The organism is Microbacterium sp. SS28 (genome assembly GCF_022761035.1).
Classification (GTDB): domain Bacteria; phylum Actinomycetota; class Actinomycetes; order Actinomycetales; family Microbacteriaceae; genus Microbacterium.
In genome coordinates this window covers 475931-498545 of sequence record NZ_JAKWJP010000003.1, presented here as the reverse complement: position 1 = coordinate 498545, position 22615 = coordinate 475931, and the positions used below count along the sequence as shown (strand labels likewise).

Sequence of the window (22615 nt, the reverse complement as noted above, 5' to 3'; positions counted from 1 at the left end):
TGAGATCGAAACGCGAGCGCCGGCGATATCTCGAGTGCCCCACCGACCCTCACACCATCAGTGGACTATCATCACGGTCACCTACAACAGCGTAGGCGCGCTCCGTCGGCACTGGACCGCGGGAGTGCCGAAGTCGATCCGATGGATTGTCGTCGACAACGCCTCTGTCGACGACTCTCGCGAGGTGGCAAAGTCGCTGGGTGCTCACGTCGTGAGCCTCGACCACAACATCGGGTTCGGCGCCGCAAACAATGTTGGCTTCAAACTCGCTGAGTCCCCGTACATCGCCTTCGTCAACCCGGACGTGACGATCCCCTGGGATTCGCTCCCAGTTTTGGCGGTTGCGATCGACCGCTCGTCTGGGCTCGTCAGTCCCCAACTCATCAACATGGACGGCTCTCTCCAACCGAATGGTCGCGGATGGCCCTACCTGCTGCGCAAGGTGCAGAACCGTCTCGGAAACTCCTCGAAGCCGAACGCTTATCGCTTGTACGCGGACCGAGGCGAGTATCGCGAGGTTGTTTGGATGATCGGGGCTGCCGTCTTGGGCTCGCGGGAGGCCTTCGACCGACTCAACGGCCCATGGGACGAACGGTTCTTCGTGTACTACGAGGATAAGGATCTCTGCCTACGCGCTCGCGCGATCGGACTCTCAAGCATCGTCGTGGGCGATGTGCAGTGGATCCACGGCTGGGAGAGGGCAACGACGACCCTCAATGTCGCGGCCTGGAGGCGGGAATTTGCCTCGATGGCGACTTTCTACGCGCGCTACCCCGCGCTTCTCCTAGGGATCCCACACGCCAAGTACCAGAAGTTCGTCCGGCTCGAGGGGCCAACCTCTGATGTGCGATAGATCGGTTATGCGAGGCGGTAGCGCCCTGCACGGTCCACGCTGGATGGCCCCATGACCAGATACACCAGGATGCAGCTCGCCGGACGTGGGTCAACGTACATCCTCGGCACCGTCGCGCCCATCCTTGTGGCGTTGCTGATCACTCCCTTGGTCGTTCGTGTTCTCGGCCCCAATGAATACGGCTACGTCGCGATGGCGATTACCACCTATCAAGCGGTCGCGGTGATTCTCCCGCTCGGTCTCCCGGCCGCGGTGACGCGGCACGCACTCATCGAGAGCACAGGTCGGAAGGGGGCAGTCGGTCTGGTCATCGCGGGAAGCGCGATAGCCGGCGCCGTCGCACTCCCAATTGCGTTGAGCTCACCGCTGTGGTCGGCGGTGCTCTTCCAATACGCCGGCTGGCTCTTCGTGCTTCCCGTGGCATCCGCGGTCGGACTCGCGTGGATGGCACTCGCCCAATCCATGCTTCGCGCCGATGACCGCGCGACCAGCTTCGTGGGGCTTGGATGGCTCATCGCCGTACTGCCGCCCGCTTGCGCCTTGGCCCTGTGCCTGACGACGGAACCGCGTGCAGACCTGTACCTCGCTGTGCTCGCTGGGTCGCACCTGCTCGTGGGCGCAGGGGCGGTTCTCTTCTCATGCATGGGTACGCAGCCATCGACGTCTCGACGTGAATGCTTCGAGGCACTCCGTATTGCACTCCCCACGGTGCCACACCAGCTCGCGATGGCCTCACTTGGTGTTGTGGTGGTTGCCCTCGGCGTCTCGCTTGGGGGCGTGACAGTCGGCGGTCGCCTTCAACTCGCTATGCTGCTCGGAACGGCGCCACTGGTCGTTCTCGGAGCTGTGAACAATGCCTGGGCACCGATGATCTACCGAACGCCTGCGTCGGCGCGACGAGAAACGCTCAGGCGATCGACTGCGGCCGTTGCGTTGCTTTGCCTCGGACTAGCCACCGGATTCGTTCTGACGGCACCGGCGCTGGCACGCTTCCTCGCGGGAGCGGACTCGGCTTCCTTTGTACTCGAGAACGCTCTTGTCATCTCGATGGCCTTGGGTTTCATGGTTCTTTACCTGGCTAACATCCATCTCGTTTTCGTGAGTGGTCGTACGCGAGGAATGGCCGTCACCACTCCCCTCGCGTTGATCCTCGCCACCTTGGTCGCCGCAGGTTCGGCGCTCGCAACGGGAGATGTGACCTGGGCGGTGACACTCATTCCCCTCTTCTATGCGTTTCAGTCCATCGCAAGCGCAGGACTGCGGCGCCTCGCCCGGCAAGAGGCACCCACCTTCTGGGTAGCACTGCCCGCTACGGCTGGAGCAATTGCAGTGCCCTTGATCGCCTTCGTTGGAATGGCCGCAGGGGAACCATCTATCGCGATGGTCGGCGCAGTTTCGGTCGCCGTACTTGCAACGCTGCTCGCAGGTCTCCTCCGCAATGTCGGCCGTCCACCCGGTACCAGCGATGGTTAGCGGATCAATTTGCATGGCGGTGTACCGCCCCCATCGGCAGTCACTTCGACGGCAGGTGGATTCTCTCGTGGCTCAGACGATCCGAGATTGGCGATGCGAAATCGCGATCGACGGGGGCTCGGACGAAGACGTCTCGATCGTCATGGAGTGCGTGGCAGGGGATGATCGGTTCAACGTTACGAACTATCCGAACCGCGTCGGCTTCTACCGGAACTTTGAGCGCGCGCTTATGCAGGTGGAGTACGACGTCGATTGGATCGCGCTGTCGGATCAGGACGACCATTGGTATGGAGACAAACTGGAAAAGCTCATCCCTGAACTCGAGTCCGCGATGCTCGTCAGCGGGCAAGCACGAGTCGTTCATGAAGATCTCGTCGATGAAAACGTCGGCCGGCGGACCGACCGAGTCTGGAACGGTCTCTTCGCTGACATTCTGGACAATACGATTACTGGCAGCTTTAGTATTTTCCGTGCGTCACTGCTCCCACTCGCCCTCCCATTTCCGCGCCCAACAGATGCCGCATATCACGACCATTGGTTAGGCATATGTGCAGCCATTGCGGGTGAAGTCAAGATCATTGACGAGTGTTTGCAGGACTACATTCAGCACGACGATAACGTGCTCGGGGAGACTCAGAGCGGCGGGTGGATCGTGCGCCTCGGGAATTGGCGCGCGCGCAGCGGGGGCTTCTTCTCGGCCTCCTACCTGGCAGAGCATCGATGGGGCTGGCGAGTGCGTGTTGCTGAGGAACTCCTCGTGCGGACCCCGAACCTGTCCCAAGCGGTGCGCGCCGATGTTGAGCCTTTTGCGCGGGGGGGATTGTCTCTCACGTTGTTTGTTCGATCAATAATGAGCGTCTGGAAGGGCGAGGCGCCTGCAGGACGGGTCGGTGCGCTCTTGGTTGGCGCAACCGTCGCAGGACTTAGCGCCAACCGTCGGACGATTCGAACGCGGATGCATAAGCGGAGGAAACATGGGCCGTGACCAGAGGGTGCCCCCCGTAGCACAAGGCAGCGGAAAGACGGATATGAGCGTGCGTGCGCGTACGATTGCGTTCTTTCTTCCACAATTCCACACGATTCCGGAGAATGACCGCTGGTGGGGCCCTGGATTCACCGAGTGGACGAATGTTCGGCGCGCCCGGCCCGCGTTCAGCGGTCACGATCACCCCCGCAGGGCTGGACCCCTGGGCGAATACGACCTGCGTGATGAGTCGGTATTGCACGCACAAGCGGCGCTTGCGGTTGAGTCTGGGATCGATGCATTCTGCATCTACTATTACTGGTTCTCTGGCAAACGCCTTCTCGAGGCGCCGCTGGACCTGTATCTGAAGAGTGGGCCGGACTTCCCGTTCTGCATCTCTTGGGCCAATGAGAATTGGTCTCGTCGCTGGGATGGCAAAGACCACCAAGTGCTGATCAGCCAGGAATACGACGAGGGTACCGCCGCCGAGGTCTTTCGCGACATGCTCAAGTACCTGTCCGACCCCCGCTACTTGCGCGTTGACTCACGGGCGGTTCTTGTCGTTCACCGAGTGGACCATATCCCTCACGCAGCAAAGCTTGCGATCGCATGGCGGCGGATCGCGCGTGAGGCTGGCATAGGTGAGCTCTACCTCATCGCCGCCGAGACGCGGCGGCACATCGACCCGCGGCCAGTTGGATTTGACGCTGTCGCCGAGTTTCCTCCGGTGGGTGCCAATACGCTCGGCTCGGCCCTACTTCGGCCCCCACCACGGCTAGACGCCAAGTTCCGTGGTCGGCTTATGTCGTACGAGCGAACCGCCCGACGGTTCATGTCGCGGCGACCGGCGGAGTTTCGACGCCACCCAGGCGTCATGCCGGGTTGGGATAACAGTGCCCGCAGAGGACCGAACGCAACGGTGTATGTGGATGCGTCGCCGCAGAGATATAGCCAATGGCTTGCTCACGCCCGAGACGCCGAGAATCGGCATGGGAAGGATGGGCTCGTATTCATCAACGCCTGGAATGAGTGGGCGGAGGGAGCGTACCTCGAGCCAGATGCCTCACATGGAGACGAATACCTATCGGCGACGCGACCCGACTACGCCTGGCGCGCGATCCCCTCCAAACGACCGGTGGGGATGCCATCTGTAGCGTGGCTTCGCTCGACAGCGCTCGCAGCAGCCGCGAGCGCGCTGAATGCGGGCCGATGGTTGAGTGAGAGGCTGCGCACCTCAATTGACAAGTAGCGACGAGTTCCTTTCAGCGGAGGTTGTTGATTCGCTAAGCCTCGCCGACCCTGCCCGAAACCGCGCCTCAGTGTCGCGGCTCGCGCTCGGATTGGCATTCTCGGTGTGCGCGTCACTCCGTCAACGGCCTCGATTGACGATGGGTGTCCCGGGTCAGGTTCTGTTCGTGATCGCGAACGGAGTTGAACACGGCGCGCGGTTTAGTGAGGCCCTCGTGTCCGCGCGCCCGGCGAATGTAACGTGCACAGTGTTCATGGACGCGCACCACGCTGAACTCTCAGTCGGCTCGATCCAGGATTCACCTGGCGTTGGATTGCGAGCGATCTATTCCTTCGGTTCGCTTAGCCGACTTCGGGTCTATGCACGCTTGCGACGTGGCTCGACATTGCGAAATCACGTTCGGTCGTCGCCGAACCGACTACGAGAAGAAGTCGCAGTACTCTCACAGGTACTCAGGTACCAAGCCGCGTCTGACACCGACTTCTCGGGCGTCCGTGTCGTGATCACTGACTTTGACCGGCATGCCAGTTCCCGACCGTGGATGTGGGCTGCTCAGCAGGCGAAGAAGCGGATCGTCACCGCAGTCCACGGCTCACCAGCGCGCGCAACCTACCTGCCTGTTCTGGCCGATGAGGTGCTGGCATGGGGATCCTCCCAGGAGTTGTGGTTTAACCGGCACGCACCAGATAAGCGAATACACGTCGTCGGCCGCTGGGACATTCAGGAACGGCGCCCCATCAACCCGGACATCGACCGCATCGTCATCTGCCATTCACGCGAGCAATTGCACGATTACGAGCGACAGGCGCTTCATACCCTCGTGCAAATGGCGCGCGACGCCAAGATCGAGGTGGTGATTCGAGCTCACCCCAGTGTGCAGCACGACCTAGGTCCGTCGTGGTCGGCGTGTGCGTCGCTATGCACGGTCGTGCAATCGAGAGGCGTGCCGCTCGCTCTCTTTCTCCAGAAGAATGACTTGGTCGTTGGAGTCACATCAACGGCGCTCGTCGAAGCCGTCCTCGCGGGGCACGCGGTGGCGGTCTTCTCGGACGAGTCACGACCCCTGCCTGCCGACCTCGAAGATATAGAAGTCATGACACGGAGAAACCCCGTGGACGTCCGGGCCGGGAGGATATCTGAGGAGCACGCCCGGGAACTCGGACAGCTATCCGAACAGATGGTACGACACACTGGACCAACTGCGCTCAACCGCACTCGCGCGGCGATTGGGCCGGCCAGCGATGTGTAAGTCCGGGCTGGCGTGTGCGCGTCCGCTGAGTGATGGTGACATGCGTACCGTAGGGTATTACGATGCTTGGCTCGCCTTCCCTTCTAGGACTGGACGAAGCGGTTGATCTCGGCCACGCGTGGGTCCAGCACGTGGCAGCCGAGCGGGGCATTCGAGTCATCTTCATCAAGGGACCATCCCTCCAGCACCATGGACTTCGGGAGCCTCGCCGATCGTCCGACGTAGATGTACTCGTTGACCCGGCACGCTTCGAAGAGTTGTGCAATGTCATCGAATCTGCAGGCTGGGGCGAGCGCAGCTTGCTTTTCATTACGGAGCGAACCACACGTCATTCCCGAACGTACGTCCGGGATGGCTGGCCTTGTGATCTGGATGTTCACTCATACTTTCCGGGGTTTCTAGCGCAGCCATCGGTCGTCTTCGAGCAACTGTGGGATCGAAAGGCCCAGATGGATTGCGCCCATCGCGCCTGTACGATACCTGACCGTGTCGGAAGCATCCTGATCCTCGGCCTCCATTCGCTAAGGGGCGCGAAGGCTGACCCGCGACATCGCAGGGAACTAGTTGAACTGGGAAAGCTGACGCTAACGGAGTACGAGCGGGGCGAGGTGGCAACGCTCGCCGTGGCAACCGGCAGCAGTGAAACGCTCCGGGACGTGCTCTCTGCGCTAGGCGTCCCGCTTGACGTCTCGATCGACCAACGATCTTCGAAGCAATTGCGCGAATGGAACGAGTGGGTCTCGTTCGAATCCTACGGACCCTACTTTTGGATATTAGCTCTGCGGCACGCACGGTGGTTCGAGAAGCCCATCGTCGCGTGGCGGTCTATCTGGCCCACACGCCACGATCTTGTCTTGGCGCGGCCCGAAGTCGTGGACACTCCTGGGGGCCGGCTTGTTGCCCGCGTTCTGCGGTTGGGTCGCGGCTTCCGGTCAGGGATCGCCGGCATTCGCGCCAAGAGTGAGTCCGGTTCACGTTCGAGCTGGGGATTCAAATATGCTCTTGGCGGCAGGCGCAAGGTGCAGTCAGCCTTCAGTCACCCAGCTTTTTCTGCTCGACATGAGAATTGATGCTGGCGACCTCCGGGTGCGCCTCGAGCAAGCTAATAATCTCTTCGGCGGTCAACTCTGCAGCGCCGAAGATCTCGATGAGGCTGCGGATGACTTCGAGGTCCGGCTCTGTGTCGAGCGTCACCCGAAATCGCGATGCATCTGTTGAGCGCAACACCGAGTGTTGGAGAGTCTCAGAGGATCGATGAAGAAAGGGCGTCACGTGCTCACGATCGGAGCGTGCGGTGGCCCGCCGATCCGCCTCGAGAAGACGCACAGCCGAGAACACTTCGAAGTCGAAGCCGCGAGGGTAGGTTCGTTCGACAACATTAGAGACGAACGCACAGGGGTCGCCGAGTTCACAGAAGAGATCTATCCCGCGGCCTACCAAATTCCCGTCGACTAAAGGGCAGTCAGAGGTGACTCGCACCACAACATCCAAACTGAACGCTCGGGCCGCTTCGGCGTACCGGCCGAGGACGTCGGTCTCGCTGCCCCGAAAGCAGTCCACGCCCGACGCCGCTGCGACCTCGGCTACGATGTCGTCCGCGTCGCTCGTCGTGGTAGCAACGTAGACCGGGACTTTGGCCCACGCGAGTCGAGTGAGGTGATGCTCGAGCATCCTCTTGCCTGCGGCGGGCAACATGACCTTTCCCGGGAGCCGTGCGCTGGCCATGCGGGCCTGAGTGATGATCCCAACTCGAGTCAAGTCAATGCCCTAATCAACTGGTCGATGACAAAGTCGACTTCAGAGTCAGCGAGGTCCGGATAGATCGGGAGGGACAGCTCCTCGCTATAGAACAACTCCGCGTTCGGGCATAGTCCGCGCGCATACCCAGACCGCTGATAAACCGGGTGCCAGTAGACCGGCATGTAATTGACTTGTACGCCGACGCCCGCCCCTCGCATCCGGTCGTACACCTCACGGCGTCGGCCATCCAACACGCGAATCGGATAAAGATGCCACATGGGATCTGCGTGGGGACGTTTGACCGGTATTCGCACGCCATCGACTTGGCCCAGCGCAGCGCTGTATCGCTCGAAGATTTCACTGCGTCGACGCTTGAATGTTTCGATCCTCGCCAACTGTGCTAGACCGAGGGCGCACGCGACATCAGTGAGTCGGTAGTTGACACCCAGCTCGTGAACTTCCTGATGCCACGGCCCCTCACCTCGAATTTCAAAGCGATCCGGATCGCGCACCAAGCCGATGTTGTGGAACTCGTGCGCACGCTGTGCTAGCTCCGCATCCTTGGCGACAACCGCGCCGCCTTCTCCGGTGGTGAGATTCTTGGTCGGGAAGAAGGAAAAGGTCGTGACGTCCGCCAGATCGCCCACTGGCCGATCACCGTCTCGCCCCCCAATCGAGTGAGCAGCGTCCGCAAGCGTGATCGCACCCGCAGTGTTCGCGAGGGTCTGGAGTGCAGCGTAGTTGGCAGGATGCCCGGCGTAGTCCACTGCTGCAATTACGGTCGTACGATCGCTCAGTTCAGCCGCGACAGCGTTCGGATCGAGCAGGGCCGTGTCTTCTTCGACGTCGGCGAATCGCACACGAGCGCCGAGGATCGATGCCGTAGCCGCGGTCGCAACAAACGTCATAGGTGTCGTAATCACCTCATCGCCGGGTCCGACTTTGGCGGCGGCGTAGGCAATGTGGAGGGCTGCGGTTCCCGACGTTGCCGAAACCGCGCGATGACCGCCCGTCAATCCGCTCACTGCTTGCTCGAAGGCGGCGACGGCCGGACCAGTCGTCAGCCAGTCGCCGCGCAAGATCTCAACGACAGCCGCTATGTCGTCCTCGTTGATCGACTGTCTTCCGTAGGGCAACACCGGGCTACAGCGGGGTCTCTATGATTGCCGACAACTCTTCCTGGCTGTACCACCGATCGTTTGTGTCCGAGCGGTACGAGAAACCCCCAGGAACCGGCTGCGCACCTTTGGGCGTCACATATCCCCACGAAGCGAGGTCCGGCTGGATGACGAAGTACTTTCCGTCCCCGACAGAAACTGCGCGGCGCCCCTCCTCGGGGCTGATCATCTCCTCATGAAGCTTCTCACCCGGGCGTAGGCCTACGTCGACCAACTCGGCGCCGGGCGCGACGGCGTGTGCGAGGTCCGTCACCTTCATCGAGGGAATTCGGGGAACGAGCAACTCTCCGCCCTGCATCAACTCGAACGCATCGACGACCATCTCAACCGCTTTCTCAAGGGTGATGAAGAAACGTGTGCAGCGAACATCGGTTATAGGCAACGGCCTGCCCTCGCCGGCTAGCTTTTTGAAGAACGGAATAACGGAGCCTCTCGAACCCATTACGTTCCCGTAGCGGACGACTGCAAAGCGGGTTGGATACGCCGCCGCATAGTGATTGCCGCTGATGAAGAGCTTGTCGGCAGTCAGTTTCGTCGCCCCATACAAGTTGATCGGGCTAGAGGCCTTGTCCGTTGAGAGCGCAACGACCTTCTGCACCCCTGCGTCAATCGCAGCTTCGATAACATTCTGACTGCCGAGGATGTTTGTCTTGACAAACTCGAAGGGGTTGTACTCGGCGGTATCGACCTGCTTTAGCGCCGCCGCGTGAATGACGAAGTCCACGCCGTGCAACGCCCGGGCCAGGCGTCTCTCGTCTCGAACGTCGCCGATAAACCATCGAAGCCGCGGGTCGTCACCGACCTGCTGGCGTACTTCATATTGTTTGAGTTCGTCGCGGGAGAATACGACGAGCCTGCGCGGATCGAGGTGGTCAAGGGCATGACGTATAAAGGCCTTGCCAAAAGACCCCGTACCGCCAGTGATTAGAATGCTCGAGCCTGACAGGGTGCTCACGGCAAGTCTCCCACTGATGAGTTAGTCGAGAGTAGCGGCCAGTGTTCGGGACCGCGCGCGGAGAAGGAACCCGAGTCGACCCCCGTCATCCTACAATGCACCGAGTACGGGGTTTGAACTCAGGATGCCCCCGCTGGCAAGGAGCCCGATGCGCAAACGAGCGCTGATCTTTTGCGACGCTGGCCTTAAGGAGGGCATGGGCCACATGATGCGGTCCCTCGCGGTGGCGCAGGAGGCCCAGCGTGCCAAGTGGGATGTAACGCTCGCCGGGCATTGGGATGAGGCCGCAACGAGTTTCATTCGCCGCGCACAGCCCACCTTGCCAACTCGGACGATCAGGGTAACTGAACTCGACCATTGGAGCCGTTCGGAGGAGGCCAGTGCGAGCTTCCAGGTGCTGCACCTCGACAGCTACCGGGTCACGGATGACCTGCGTCGGGCGGGAATCGTCATCAGCAGTATGCAGGATGGCCGATTCGGCGCACGGCCTTCCGATCTTGCGATTGATGCCAATCTTTTCGGAGAGCGGTCATTCGAGCGTCCGGAGGCAAGTTTGGCGCAATTGGCCGGCGCATCCGCTGCGATCGTGCGCGATCAAGTTCGGGCGCAACGAGGGGCTGCGGGACCTCGAACCGGTCGGCCGCGAATCCTGATCGTGCTGGGCGGGACCGATCCGAATCGCATCACAGCAAGGGCCGCAGAGCGTTTTGCACGGATCAGAACCCCTCTGGCACTCACGATTGTCTGTCGACCGGATCAGCGGAGCGCTGTCAAGACGGCTCTGGCCCAAAGTGCGCACGAGGTGACGGTTTGCAGCTTCTTGGACGATCTTCCGGCAGTCGCGCGGCGACACGATGCAGTGGTGAGCGCTGCAGGCACATCAGTATGGGACTTCGCCTGCATGGGAATTCCGATGGGTCTGGTGTGCGTCACGGAGAATCAGCGCGCTGGGTATGACGCCGCAGTCGAGGCTGGCCTCGCCTACCCGCTCGGATCGCTTGCACACGAGGAGGATATGGAACCGTTCCTCGAGATGTTGCTGACCGAGAGTACTCGCGCACAGGTCGTGGACAGACTTCTAGCGACGGTCGACGGCCTTGGCGCTTGGCGCCTTGTGGCCGCCTGGGATCAACTTCTCGACGTGCGGCCCTCTGCGGACGAGGTCAAGCTCACGGCACGCACCGCCACGCGAGCCGATGCGGGTCTGCTCTTCCAATGGCGGAATCACCCAAAGACGCGCGCTTTCTCCCGATCTCAGGATGAAGTGACGTGGTCCCAACACGTCGCATGGCTCGACGGCGTGCTCGGGGATGCAATCAACCGGCAACTTCTCGTGATCGAAGATGGCGACCAGAGCGTGGGCACAGTCCGTTGGGATCGACGGAGCGAAGGCTGGGAGGTGTCGATCACAGTCGCCCCGATATTCAGGGGTCGCGGGTATGCCGTCGTCGTCCTGGCGGCCGGCGAAGCGAAGCTCGAGGCACCCCGCCCTACGCGGCTGCTTGCGACGGTTCAACGGGACAATATTGCATCTCGACGCCTGTTCGCCAAGGCCGGCTACCTGCCACACGAGCCCACGGACGCCGCCGGATTCGCGGTCTACTCGCGGTGGCGTTTCCCCGCTACAGCAAATCCCACGTGAGTGGGGTGCCACGTGAGGCATCCACTGCGAACGTGCGGCCCAGCAATCGCTCCAGTTCATGAGCGGGCAGACCCCCGGCCGGGCGGATGGACCTCACATTCGCAGCTGAGACAGGCTCGCCAGCTCGTACGTCCGCTACGACGTACAGCGAACGTCGCAAGGCGAAGACGGCTTGCTCCCCCTCCGTTGGTCCAAAGCCAACTCCACTCGCTACGGCAACCCGCGCTTGCTCGACCCCGGTCTTGAGCAACGTGAACTCGTCAGGCGTCAAGGAGAAGCCTGAGTCCACACCCCCGTCAGCGCGATCCAGCGTCACATGCTTCTCGATAACAACAGCCCCAAGAGCGGCAGCTGCAACCGATACACCGATACCAAGTGTGTGATCCGAAAGACCAACCGGACAGTCGAACGCTTCCCGCAGCACCGCGATGTTCCCTAGGCGCGCTTCCTCCGGCACCGCGGGGTAGGAAGCGGTGCAGGCAAGCAACACGAGTTCACGCCCGCCCGCATTGCGAATTGCGTTCACCGCGGCATCAATCTCGGACAATGACGCCATGCCAGTCGAAACGATCATGGGCTTCCCAGTCCGCGCTATCTCTCGCAGGAGGGGAAGATCCACGATCTCGGCTGAGGCGGTCTTGTATAGCGGCGTGTTAAGGCTTTCAAGGAACTCAACGGCGGTGCTGTCAAACGGCGTAGACAACCCAATTAGTCCGTTGTCCTTCGCGCGGTCGAATATCACCGAATGCCAACTCCACGGAGTGTGAGCCTCTTTGTACAGTCCGTATAGGGTTCTTCCGCCCCATAGTTCCTGACTGTCCGATACGCGAAAAGCAGGACTATCGTGATCAATCGTGAGCGTGTCAGCGGTATAGGTCTGGGTTTTGACGGCGCTAACCCCGCTGTCTGCCACCGCGTCGACAATCTTCAGAGCCCGCTCGAGGCTCCCGTTGTGGTTCCCCGACATCTCTGCGATGACGAAAATCGGTTGCCCCGACCCGACGACCACGTCGCCGATGCGGATCAGATCCTTCTTGCCCATCGGCACAGTTTAGTTAATTCGGTGGGCCCGCTTCCGCGCGTTCACTGACCATCGTGAGCCAGGCACGATGTGAGGTGGCCACACACTCGCCGGTTGGCCGACTGGGACGACGCCTGCACCTGCGCCTGCGCCTGCACCTGCTGCTTCGCCATGGGCCAGTCTTCCGCGACAGGCGCCATCGCAAGAACCCAAAAGGGGATGCTGGATCGCCTCAGGCTGCTAGAGGTGTCGCTCCGCGTATCTCGGGCGGCTATTCTGCTGGCGTGACCCACTCGCCGCGCGCAGCGTCCAGACGGGCGGCGCGAAGCGAGCCATGGTCGCGCGTGCCTCCCAGGCCTAGCGACCCGCCGCTAGTTAGGCACCATGCCTCGGGCGAGCTAGGTATGGTGATCTGGGTCCAGATAGCGCTTCTGGCGATCGCCGCGAACGCGGTCCTGATCCAAACGGTGGTAACCGAGGACTCGCCGCTAAAGAACATCATCCGGGTCAGTGTGCTCGCTATCACCTTGTTCGTGATGTTCGCACGACGGACTATCGTCCCTATCTGGACGGTGCTTCTAGTTCTGCTCAGCGTCTGCCTGCTCCTTGTTACGCAGAATCCTGATCAACTGACCCTCGTTTACTTACTTCTCCTCGTCCCCGCGATGTGGTCGATCGATGAGCGCGCACTTACGCGGGCGGTCATGATCGCGTCGCTCTTCTCGCTCGGCTTAGTATTTGCGTTTCTCGGCGTGGGACTTACCGCCAACGAACTGCTCACGTCGCAGACGTGGGTCAGTGCCGACATTCGCTCCCGCTACACCTTCGGGACTGCGGGCGTCCCGTTCTTCATGAACGTTGTGTTTGGCGCTGCGGTCACGACGATCTACCACTTCTACCGATGGAAGGTTCGCCGTCGTCTACTCGTGGCGATCGTCGTGCTCGCGTGGGCAATGTGGGTGTTCACCCAGACCGACGGCCGCGGAGGTTTCTACGGCATCCTGGCGTTTTGCATCCTCGCCCTGTGCATGCGGTCGCTCATAAAGCTCACCTTCATCCGTACCGTGCTTGCGTTACAGCCACTCATTTTTCTCGCACTTGCCGCGTGGCTCGGCACCCAGCGAGACGATCCGACGATTAACCAACTGTTCAGCTTCCGTCCCATGCTCTTCGGGCAGTTCCTCGATGGCGTCACTCTCTGGCACATGCTCACCAGCATTACGGTGAAGCATGGCACGGTCGCCACGGTGGATAACTCGTACCTGCACTTGCTCTACGGGGCGGGACTCGTTCTGTTTGTCGCGTTCTGCTACATGTTCGGGCGAGCCGTGATCACGATGTCGCGTAGGACGATGACGCTCGAGCTCGCCTTCCTCACTTCCGTGATGATCTATGCGGCTCTCGAGAGCATCCTTCTCCGCGCCGACAACGTTTTTGTTCTCTTCACCTGGTACCTGATCATGAGGTACAGCATGGGTGCGAAGGCGACTGACCCGCGCGCTTTGGTCGACGCGTCCATGGAACGCCTTCGCGCCGCAGACCGAGTCGACACGCACTCCGGCGGATGGGCCGCCACGCGCGACCGGAACACCTCGCGCGCGGCCAGCTGATTCGGGATGTCGCCAGGGTCGACGGCTCACTGCCCAACGTAGAACATACCCACCCGTACCGCGCGAGGTTCATGGTGCCTCGAGCGGCGTCATGGATTAGCGCGCGCCGACGACGGTGACGTGGGTGGCCCGACCCGGCATCCCGAATTCCGTCCTCTTGCGGGGCCATCGACGCATGCCCTTTACAGCGCCTCTGCGTCGGACGAGAATCTCGGCGGGGATTGCGCACTGGGTTCTGGGTGATGAACGGGGATTTGTCATGCGCGCTTGGCGACGCCTTCTGGCGGCTTTTCTACTGGTGATCGCACTCCTCGGGCCGGCGCTCGGCCATCTCGAACGAGATCGAGACGGCGACGGAGTGCGCGACGTCTTCGACAAGTGCCTCACCGTCGGCGACCAGGGGGATGGCGTCGACGCCTCTGGATGTCCGATCGCGCCACCCGTCGACAGCGACCGCGACGGAGTGCCCGACGACGTCGACGCCTGCCCGGACCGCGGCGAGGAAGGCTACGGAATCGATCCGGAGGGCTGCCCGAACCCACCCGATCCGCAGGACTCCGACTTCGACGGCTACACCGACGACATCGACGCCTGCCCGTACGACGGTGATCAGGGTTACGGAGTCGACGATGTCGGCTGCCCGCTCACTGCCCCGGGCGACTCCGACGGCGACGGATACACCGACGACATCGACGCGTGCCCCAACGACGGCGATCAGGGTTACGGAGTGGACGGCTCCGGATGCCCCAACCCCTACGTACCGCCCGCTGACAGCGACGGCGACGGATACACCGACGACATCGACGCCTGCCCCGACCGCGGCGAGGAAGGGTATGGAGTCGACGACACCGGATGCCCCAATCCCCCCGCTCCGCAGGACTCCGACCTCGACGGGGTCACCGACGATATCGATCAATGCCCCTTCGAGGGCGACCAGGGTTATGGAGTCGACGACGTCGGATGCCCGATCACCTTCGCTGGAACCACGATGACTGAGCCGTAACCGCTCCCAAAGTCGGTGGGTTCACTCGACGCACTCGACGACCGTCTAGGCGCAGCAAGGCGGACTCCTCGTCCCCGGCGTCAAGGCGGGTCGTGTCGACGGGCCTTATTAGGCGGTGAACTGCACCCTCGTTGATGTGATCAGGGTTGCGGGGACACAGCGCCGCCCGATTGGATCGCCTCGTCACCCGTCAATCGCGGGTCAGCCGCCCGAGCCCGCGCCGGACCCACCCGCCCCGCCGCCCTGGGGCTGCGCGGGAGTCTCGGACGGCGCTCCAGGTGTCGACGCAACAGCGCCGGCACCCAGGAGTGTGCCCAGAATGCCGACGCCGGCGGCGGCATCCAGAATCTTCGTCGCCATGAGCGCCGAGATCACGCCCACGCCGAACAGGACGATCACCAGCCGACCCCAGTTCTTCACGACGAACGGGATGACGATGGCCGGAGCAGGAGCAGTCGCCTGGGCACCGATCTTCACCTCTTTAGGTTCGAGCTCACGTTTGACGTCGGCCTTGTCGGTGATCGACGCCCGCACCTTGTAGTTGCCGTCCGATGCGAACTGCGCAACGATCGTGCGCCCGCCGTCGACCTCGTTGAAGGTCGCCCCCGAGACATCCCACGTGACGATTTCGCCATCGGCAAGATTCGTCACCGTGAACATCAAGTCTTCGCCCTTGGTGCCGGCGCTGCTCCCCACGATCGCGGGCTCCGAATCGACGCCCTCGGTCAACGCGTCATCCGAGGAAGTCGTGACAGCCTGTTTGCCGCTCTTGGCCAACTTCTGAATGGTCGTCAGTGCGGCGCGATGGTACATCCAGGCGAACGTGAGTGCGATCGCAATGACGACGATCGCTCCGATGAACAGCGTGAGCGCCAGGTAGTAGTTCGAGAGAGCCACATTCGCCGCAGTCGATGCTGGGTCGAGTGGCGCGGGAGTCGCCGTTTCGGCGTGAACGATCGTCAGCGACATCCCAGCCCCCTTACTGATTGGGCTGAGCATGGCACTGATCCGAGATCGACGTCAATGACACTGCTCCGGACCGCGCGGGCTCATACCCAGCTGATGTCGACGGCCTGCGGCAGCTCTTGAATCCGCGCGAGCGCGTGCGACCAGTTCTCGTCTCGCGAGCGGCCCCCGAAGTGAAGTCCGATGACGCGTGCGCCGTCGATCGAAAGGTCGACGACCGCAGATCCGGAGTTGCCTGCGAGGGTCGATGCGTCGTGACTGAACACCCACTTTCTGGGGTCCTCCTCGATATCTCCGGGTGCCGCTGCCACCCTGCCCGGAGCGAGCGTCTTGACCCCGAACTTCCACGCGAACACCGACTCCATCACGGCGCTCGTCTCATTGCCGCGAGGAGGAGTGCCGGCGCCCTGGAAGACGTTCGGTCGTGCGGGGAAGCCGACCAGGTACAGATCTCGGCGATCCTTCACAGCGTCGGGATCCGACTCGAGCCTCACCGCCGTGGGAAGGCCGCCGCCGGATTCGACTCTGAGAACGGCGAGATCGAGACGCGTGAAGTTGATCTTGTCCCTGATCGCGTCGGGTCCGGCGAAGGCGACCGAGAGCACTCTGAATGCCGTCGAGCTCTGGGCGTTCACCTCGCCCACGAAGTCGATGGTCGTCGCTTCGGGATAGGTGAGCCGCCACTCTCCAGCGCCCACCTCACGTGCGATGGCTTCGAGCACATGCCGGTTGGTCATGACAAGGTCGGGGCCGATCGCGAAGCAGGTTCCGGCGAAATGCTTGTTCGTCGGAATGTTGACCCTGCCGACCGCCGCGACGACTCGCCTCATGGCGTCGCCGAACCGACGAAAAGGCTGGTCCCAGCCGCCGATGCGAGGATCGGCGGAATCGACGAATCCACCCTTGATCGGAAGGCTCGGCCGCGTTCCGTCTGTGATCACGACCGCCTCCAGCCCGGCACGCTCGCGGAAGCTGAAACGCGCATCGGGATCCGTCACCTTCGCAAGTGCCGTCGTCGCCCCTTGGATGACCTGCTTAATCAGTTCGGGATCCGGATGCCGCGACCCCGCGCTCTCGCTCTGCTGTGCGATGCAGGCCTCGAGCCGTTCGATCCGCTCACCGTCGGTGAGCTGCGGCAACTCGGTCGATTCGAGACCTCTGCGGCGGGGCCCGCCTGGCGGCTCGGTGATGAGGAGCACCGTCTGGTCCGGAACGTCCGTCTCGGCATCCCAATCGATCGCCATGCAAGCCCCCTCACTCGGTCGTGACCCCGCCTGCGGTCGCCGACTACACCCAGAACTTCGACACGCCCTTGGTCGTCAGGTCGCTGATGATCGCGTCGATGGGGATGCCCTCGTTGTAGGGCGCCTCATGCGGTCGGTCGCTGTTGCCTCCCTGGTGGAGGCCGACGAGGTTGAGCGCCGCGTCGAGGCACGGTGAACCCGACGAGCCTCCCTGCGTCTCGGTGTCGTACCGGAAGTGACCGCCCACCGGCGCCTCGAGCACGGTGCCCACCGCCATCTTGAGGGGCTCGCCCTTGGGGTGCTGCGCGATGAAGACGACCTCGTTTGCTTGGGGCACCTGCACGAGTGTCGAGGGCTGCAGCCATCCTCGCGTGGCCTCCCCCGCCGGGTCTTCGCCCACAGGCTCGGCAAGGCGGATCAGCGCGTAGTCGAGATCGACGCCCTCGCCGGGATCCGGGCTGTAGGGCGCACTGCTCACGAGCCAGCCGTCGGAAGATGCGGAGACGGTCTTGCCGAAGTGCGCTCCCGTGCTCTCGAGGGCGTAGTCGAATCGGAAGAGCAGCGTGCTCCTGTCCATCGCGGGTACTTCGCCCGTGTAGTTCTCGATGACGTGGAAGTTCGTCAGCAGCAGGTCGCGCCCCACGAGGAATCCCGTGCCGAGAGCCTTGCGGGGGTCGTTGACGTCTTCGATGCGGCACACCACGCCGCGAAGCCGGGCGAACTGGAACAGCCACACCGCGAAGTCGAGAGTGTCGGACCGCGCCTTGACCGTCTGCTCGAGCGATCGGCCGGACAGCCGATCGTCCTTCTCGACAGCGTCCAGCATGCGCAGATCGTCGACGAGGTTCGTGAGGAGCGGATTCTCCGGTCGTGCGGCCTGCGCCCACAGCACCAGATCATCGGTCCAGCTCTGCTGCTGGCTGATGGCGATGAGCTCGAAGACCTGGTGCTGCAGGCCCCCGGGGCTCACCAGAATGTCGATCCCTTTGAGTGGATCGTTGTCCTGGAGCATGCGGTCGAGGTCGGCTCGATTGAACGCTCGAAGCAGCGCATTGCGAAGCACCGCGCGCTGCGGACCGCTGAGGTTGTTGAGGTCCCATGGCTGGGACCCTCTCTGAACCGGCCCGGCTATTCCTGGCCCTTCTCCGGGATCCCCGTCTCCCGGGCGCAAACCCTCGGGCACAACCCGTTCGGAGGGGGTGGGCCCCGAGGGTACGACATCGCGCCGCGTGTCAGTGGCGGCGCTTCGCTTCCGCTCGCTCTCGAATAACTCCTCGACCTCGGCACGCACTTTCGGGCGGGCCGAGGCGAGCACCCTGGTGAGCATGGTCTGAAGGTCAGCGTCGACAAGCTGGCGAGCGAAGAACGCGGTATCGAGCAGCACTTCGGGATCAGCACGGCCGGGTGCCGCACCCGTTCGCACGGTCCGCGCGCACGCGAGGAGAGTCTGCTGCAGCCGGTCGTAGGCGGGAGTCCCGGGCTCTTCCGCAATACCTGCAGAAGCACCTGTCACCGCCTGACTGGTCAGAAAGCGCATGAGTTCGAAGATGGAATGCAGCCGCAGGAGGTGGATACGCAGTTCGCGAATGCGCTTGCGGTCACCGGTGGACGTGCTCGAACTGGAAAGGACATGGCACCTGACGACCCCGCCGCCCACGACGGGCACATCGAGGCTCGAGAGCCGAATCCGGCCCAGCATCGCCGTCTCATGGCCACCCCGGAAGTCGTCCGCGACATCCACTCCCGCCGCTTCGACAACGGATGCGATGCGCCCGGGCCCCACGAGCCTGCGCGATCCGGGAGCCGCCGACGTCGCCGTCGCGTATCGTTCTGCCAGCTGAGAGCCGGACGTGATCAAACGGCGAGTCGTCCCGACCTGATCGGATCGAACGCGAACGGGCAGCCCGGCGAGGTTGCCGACATCGTCTGACAGCTCGGAGCCCGCGCGCTTGTAGTCCCAGGACGTCATCCCGCTGCCCGCCGCAGCAAGGGGCCTGATCTGAAATGCCACGTCGAGATCGAGCAGGGCACTCGAGCCGTCCAGCGCCTGCCACGCCCGCTTTCTTACCGCCTCCACGACGGTCCGCCGGTCGCGCGCGAAGGCCACGAGGGATTCGGGCGGAACGGCGAGCAGATGTCGCCCGTTGGCGAATGCCGCCTCGAACGACCACGGCTCGACGATTCCGCTGGGGCGCCGCGTGATCCGGCCCACGCCGCGCACGAAGTCGCCCTCTGCCCATCCCCGCGGCAGGACGACGGATTCTGCGATCGCCGGATCCGCTGAAAATCCTCGTGCGTCTGAGATAGGCACGCGAAGCGTCACCAGCATGGCCGCAGTCTAGGACCGCCGATGTGACCGGTGGAAGACGTACTTCCCCTTCGCTCTAAGTCCCGGGGAAGCGGCTGATAACGCGGCGGCGATGAAAGATCGCCCGGCGCATTGACCGGCCATCGCGTCCCGATAGGGGAGCCTACGTCTCCGCTGGACTGACTCCTCGGGCTGCTGAGGGCATCGTATTCCCGTGCGCTGGCGCTCACAAGCGGTAGGACCCTGCTCGCGGCCCGTGCGTCGGCCCCTTGCGCGGCAGTCATCCGATTGCCATCCTGTTCGCGTCAGCATGGGCTCCTGAACGTGGGGTTGCGGGCGCCCTGACCGAGGAGGTCGTCGTGCCTGGAACATTCGTCTTCATCCACGGAACCGGTATCCCGGATTCCAACGGAGATGCCTACCGGATTGGCCAGATTCTCGCGAAGCACGAGCATTTCCACGATTGGAAGGTCGTCTGCCCGCCGTGGGCCGAACGCCTCGGCGGCACCTGGGGCAACCCTGCGGACGCCCTTCCGCCTGACCAGCGCGGCGCTGACGCACCGGAATCGACGGGCGCCGCTGACTTCGACGATCTTGTCGACATGCTCGGCGACGAGTTCGAAAAGGAGATCGAGCAGCCGAGCCCCGAGCGCGTCGACGACGAGGGCGGCACGGAGGACCCGGTGCAGAGCGCAGTCCTGGCCGCTGCCACGACGGTGCTCGCAAACAATCGCGCGGCGATCGCGGTCGCCGCGGGAAACTTCATTCGCAACGTCTTCTTCTATTTCAACGACCGCAACAACATCAGGGAGTGGGTCGCGCGTGAGATCGCCGCCGAGCGCGCCAAGTACGACGGCCCGATGGTCGTGGCGGGACACAGCCTGGGCGGAGTCATCGCGGTCGATGCGCTCACCTACCGAGAGCAGCCGAAGACGCTGCTCGTGACGGCCGGCAGTCAGATGCCGCTCTTCGCCGTACTGCGGCTCGCGGAGCCGCTCGGAGGAGGAGGCGTTCGACCGTTCAAACCGTGGCTCAATTTCTACAATCCCCGCGATCCCCTTTCCTACTACGCGAGCACCGTCTTCCCGCCCGAGTCGGTCTTTCCCGTCGGCTCGACGCCGCACGCGGAGTCCCCCGTCGACAGCGAGATCCGTCGTCCGAAGCATCTGCCCGAGGTCCACACGGGGTACTTCGAGGAGGACTCGCTCTACGACGGGATCTGGGACCGGCTGGGCGCCCTCGGATACGTCTAGCGAGACGGAACGTCCGTGCCGCGTGGCTCGGCGAGAAGGGCGCGGGACGCGGCATCCCGAATCTCGCCCCTTTGGGCAGACCTCGATGGTGAGCCTTTACGGCACCCTGCCGTGCGACGAGTATCACGGCGGGGTATGCGCGCTGGGGCCGGGCTGACGAACGGGACTTCTCATGCGCGCTTGGCGACGCCTTCTGGCGGCTTTTCTCCTGGTGATCGCACTCCTCGGGCCGGCGCTCGGCCAGCTCGAACGCGATCGAGACGGCGACGGAGTGCGCGACGTCTTCGACAAGTGCCTCACCGTCGGCGACCAGGGGCACGGGGTCGATGCCTCAGGGTGTCCGATTGCGCCGCCCGTCGACAGTGATCGTGACGGAGTGCGTGACGACGTCGACGCCTGCCCGGACCGCGGCGAGGAAGGGTACGGGGTCGATCCCGAGGGCTGCCCGAACCCGCCCGATCCGCAGGACTCCGACTTCGACGGATACACGGACGACATCGACGCATGCCCCTGGGACGGCGATCAGGGGTACGGCGTCGACGATGTCGGCTGCCCGATCGCTCCGCCGGGCGACTCCGACGGCGACGGATACACCGACGACATCGACGCGTGCCCCTTCGACGGTGATCAGGGTTACGGAGTCGACGGCTCCGGATGCCCCAACCCCTACGTGCCCCCGGCTGACAGCGACGGCGACGGATACACCGACGACATCGACGCCTGCCCCGACCGCGGCGAGGAAGGGTACGGAGTCGACGACACCGGATGCCCCAATCCTCCCGCTCCGCAGGACTCAGACCTCGACGGGGTCACCGACGATATCGATCAATGCCCATTCGAGGGCGACCAGGGTTATGGAGTCGACGACGTCGGATGCCCGATCACCTTCGAAGAGCCCGTGACGGTCGAGCCGTAGCGCTCGAGGCTCGAGCAGTTCGCGCTGAGCGAGCGAAGCGAGCCGAAGGGTCGCTCAACGACCGGAGAGTGCGCCGAGTGGATGCGGCATCCGGAACCGGGTCTTCCTTGCCGGTGTCGGCGGCCGAGCTTAGGGTGAGCGCGTGACCGATGAAGCCACGCCTGCGCAGATCCAGTTCGACGTGAACCTGCCGAGTGAGAACGAGACCGGGGTCTTCGCGGACTTCGCGAACATCTGGCACACACCGAACACGTTCGTGCTCGACTTCCTGTCGGTGAAGGGCCCGGCCGTGCAGACGGGCGATGCCGAGGTGGCGCGGCTGCCGGTGAAGGTCGCGGCGCGCGTGCGGATTCCGCCGGAGCAGATCTTCCCGCTCATCGAGGCGCTCACGCAGCAGGGGCAGCGGTGGCTGCGCGAGACGGGGCGCTCGGCGCCGCCGGAGAATTGGGCGGGTCAGGGGATGCCGGACTGAGGTGGGGGCCGGGGGCGGGCGTTTCGTTTCGCGGAGCCCCACCCTGAGCGAGCGAAGCGAGTCGAAGGGTCGCGCGACGACCGGGGAGCGAAGGCCGCGGCGCGCGAGCGGTAGCGTGACTGCATGACCAACCGGCCGCTTGGCGTCACCCTCGTCTCGATCATCGCGTGGCTCTCAGGGTTCTTCCAGATCATCGCGTCGCTCTTCCAGATCCTCGGCGGACTGCTCATCACGTGGCATGCGATCCTCGGGTGGATCGGCCTCGTCATCGGCATCATCACGCTCGCCGTGGGCGTCGGGCTCTGGAAGGGCAACCCGACCGCGCGCACCATCGCAGCAATCGTCTTCGCCCTCACGATCGTGATCGAGGTGATCTCGATCTTCGGCGCCGGCACGCTCTGGGGAGCCATCGGCGGCAGCATCCTTCCCGCCATCGGACTCGGACTGCTCTACACGAGCTCGGCGAACCGGTACTTCGGGCGCTGAGCCTCGCGGGTGACAGCCCTTGCGCGCCCGGCG

20 protein-coding genes are annotated in these 22615 nt (G+C 63.4%); 13 read left to right on the top strand and 7 right to left on the bottom strand.

Features of this window, described 5'->3' with window-relative positions:
- Positions 1-34: 34 nt before the first annotated feature.
- The 6 genes from MJ607_RS11335 to MJ607_RS20320 all read left to right on the top strand — a co-directional run bounded on the left by MJ607_RS11335 (position 35) and on the right by MJ607_RS20320 (position 6858).
- Positions 35-853 carry a glycosyltransferase gene (locus tag MJ607_RS11335; RefSeq protein ID WP_308193827.1) on the top strand — a complete coding sequence of 273 codons (819 nt, stop codon included), beginning with the start codon at positions 35-37 and terminating at the stop codon, positions 851-853.
- 51 nt (positions 854-904) lie between these two features.
- On the top strand, positions 905-2326 hold the full coding sequence (locus MJ607_RS11330) for a lipopolysaccharide biosynthesis protein (protein WP_243075693.1): 1422 nt from the start codon (positions 905-907) through the stop codon (positions 2324-2326).
- Complete coding sequence (locus tag MJ607_RS11325) at positions 2292-3311, top strand: glycosyltransferase (RefSeq protein WP_308193826.1); 1020 nt, start codon at positions 2292-2294, stop codon at positions 3309-3311. The genes MJ607_RS11330 and MJ607_RS11325 overlap by 35 nt, the downstream gene beginning before the upstream one ends.
- Positions 3301-4539, top strand: coding sequence for a glycoside hydrolase family 99-like domain-containing protein (locus MJ607_RS11320; RefSeq protein ID WP_243075691.1), 1239 nt, complete (start codon positions 3301-3303; stop codon positions 4537-4539). Before MJ607_RS11325 ends, MJ607_RS11320 begins: the two co-directional genes overlap by 11 nt.
- Positions 4540-5038: 499 nt before the next feature.
- The gene (locus tag MJ607_RS11315; protein ID WP_243075690.1) at positions 5039-5788 is read left to right on the top strand and encodes a hypothetical protein; all 750 of its coding nucleotides are present in this window, start codon (positions 5039-5041) and stop codon (positions 5786-5788) included.
- A gap of 62 nt (positions 5789-5850) precedes the next feature.
- Positions 5851-6858 carry a nucleotidyltransferase family protein gene (locus MJ607_RS20320; protein ID WP_374238050.1) on the top strand — a complete coding sequence of 336 codons (1008 nt, stop codon included), beginning with the start codon at positions 5851-5853 and terminating at the stop codon, positions 6856-6858.
- Here MJ607_RS20320 and MJ607_RS11305 read toward each other — a convergent pair.
- Genes MJ607_RS11305 through pseB form a run of 3 tightly spaced genes read right to left on the bottom strand, consistent with a single transcriptional unit; the run spans position 6821 to position 9661 of the window.
- A complete protein-coding gene (locus tag MJ607_RS11305) occupies positions 6821-7546 on the bottom strand; it encodes a glycosyltransferase family protein (RefSeq protein ID WP_279234565.1) in 726 nt (241 codons plus the stop codon). The genes MJ607_RS20320 and MJ607_RS11305 overlap by 38 nt on opposite strands.
- Positions 7543-8667, bottom strand: a complete 1125-nt coding sequence (locus tag MJ607_RS11300) for an aminotransferase class V-fold PLP-dependent enzyme (RefSeq protein ID WP_243075687.1) — start codon at positions 8665-8667, stop codon at positions 7543-7545. Before MJ607_RS11300 ends, MJ607_RS11305 begins: the two co-directional genes overlap by 4 nt.
- 4 nt (positions 8668-8671) lie before the next feature.
- Complete coding sequence (pseB, locus tag MJ607_RS11295; RefSeq protein WP_243075686.1) at positions 8672-9661, bottom strand: UDP-N-acetylglucosamine 4,6-dehydratase (inverting); 990 nt, start codon at positions 9659-9661, stop codon at positions 8672-8674.
- 148 nt (positions 9662-9809) lie between these two features.
- Here pseB and MJ607_RS11290 point away from each other — a divergent pair, with 148 nt between their 5' ends.
- Positions 9810-11303, top strand: a complete 1494-nt coding sequence (locus MJ607_RS11290) for a bifunctional UDP-2,4-diacetamido-2,4,6-trideoxy-beta-L-altropyranose hydrolase/GNAT family N-acetyltransferase (RefSeq protein WP_243075685.1) — start codon at positions 9810-9812, stop codon at positions 11301-11303.
- Here the strand turns inward: MJ607_RS11290 and pseI are convergent.
- On the bottom strand, positions 11284-12345 hold the full coding sequence (gene pseI, locus MJ607_RS11285) for a pseudaminic acid synthase (protein ID WP_243075684.1): 1062 nt from the start codon (positions 12343-12345) through the stop codon (positions 11284-11286). The two genes, MJ607_RS11290 and pseI, sit on opposite strands and share 20 nt — an antisense overlap.
- 383 nt (positions 12346-12728) lie before the next feature.
- On the opposite strand from pseI, the gene MJ607_RS11280 reads away from it, so the two are divergent.
- Positions 12729-13934 carry a hypothetical protein gene (locus MJ607_RS11280; RefSeq protein WP_243075683.1) on the top strand — a complete coding sequence of 402 codons (1206 nt, stop codon included), beginning with the start codon at positions 12729-12731 and terminating at the stop codon, positions 13932-13934.
- Between the two features lie 259 nt (positions 13935-14193).
- On the top strand, positions 14194-14937 hold the full coding sequence (locus tag MJ607_RS11275) for a thrombospondin type 3 repeat-containing protein (protein ID WP_243075682.1): 744 nt from the start codon (positions 14194-14196) through the stop codon (positions 14935-14937).
- A gap of 201 nt (positions 14938-15138) precedes the next feature.
- Here MJ607_RS11275 and MJ607_RS11270 read toward each other — a convergent pair whose 3' ends face one another.
- The 3 genes from MJ607_RS11270 to MJ607_RS11260 form a co-directional block, all read right to left on the bottom strand.
- A complete protein-coding gene (locus MJ607_RS11270) occupies positions 15139-15906 on the bottom strand; it encodes a hypothetical protein (RefSeq protein ID WP_243075681.1) in 768 nt (255 codons plus the stop codon).
- 80 nt (positions 15907-15986) lie between these two features.
- On the bottom strand, positions 15987-17147 hold the full coding sequence (locus MJ607_RS11265; protein WP_243075680.1) for a serine protease: 1161 nt from the start codon (positions 17145-17147) through the stop codon (positions 15987-15989).
- A gap of 43 nt (positions 17148-17190) precedes the next feature.
- Positions 17191-19476, bottom strand: coding sequence for a trypsin-like peptidase domain-containing protein (locus tag MJ607_RS11260; RefSeq protein ID WP_243075679.1), 2286 nt, complete (start codon positions 19474-19476; stop codon positions 17191-17193).
- Positions 19477-19814: 338 nt separating this feature from the next.
- Between MJ607_RS11260 and MJ607_RS11255 the strand changes: the two genes are divergently transcribed.
- The 4 genes from MJ607_RS11255 (at position 19815) to MJ607_RS11240 (ending at position 22582) form a co-directional block, all read left to right on the top strand.
- Positions 19815-20708, top strand: coding sequence for a hypothetical protein (locus MJ607_RS11255; protein WP_243075678.1), 894 nt, complete (start codon positions 19815-19817; stop codon positions 20706-20708).
- A gap of 211 nt (positions 20709-20919) precedes the next feature.
- Complete coding sequence (locus tag MJ607_RS11250) at positions 20920-21624, top strand: thrombospondin type 3 repeat-containing protein (protein WP_243075677.1); 705 nt, start codon at positions 20920-20922, stop codon at positions 21622-21624.
- A 142-nt stretch (positions 21625-21766) separates the two neighbouring features.
- Positions 21767-22096, top strand: a complete 330-nt coding sequence (locus MJ607_RS11245; protein ID WP_243075676.1) for a DUF3467 domain-containing protein — start codon at positions 21767-21769, stop codon at positions 22094-22096.
- A gap of 123 nt (positions 22097-22219) precedes the next feature.
- Positions 22220-22582 carry a hypothetical protein gene (locus MJ607_RS11240; protein ID WP_243075675.1) on the top strand — a complete coding sequence of 121 codons (363 nt, stop codon included), beginning with the start codon at positions 22220-22222 and terminating at the stop codon, positions 22580-22582.
- Positions 22583-22615: the final 33 nt, after the last annotated feature.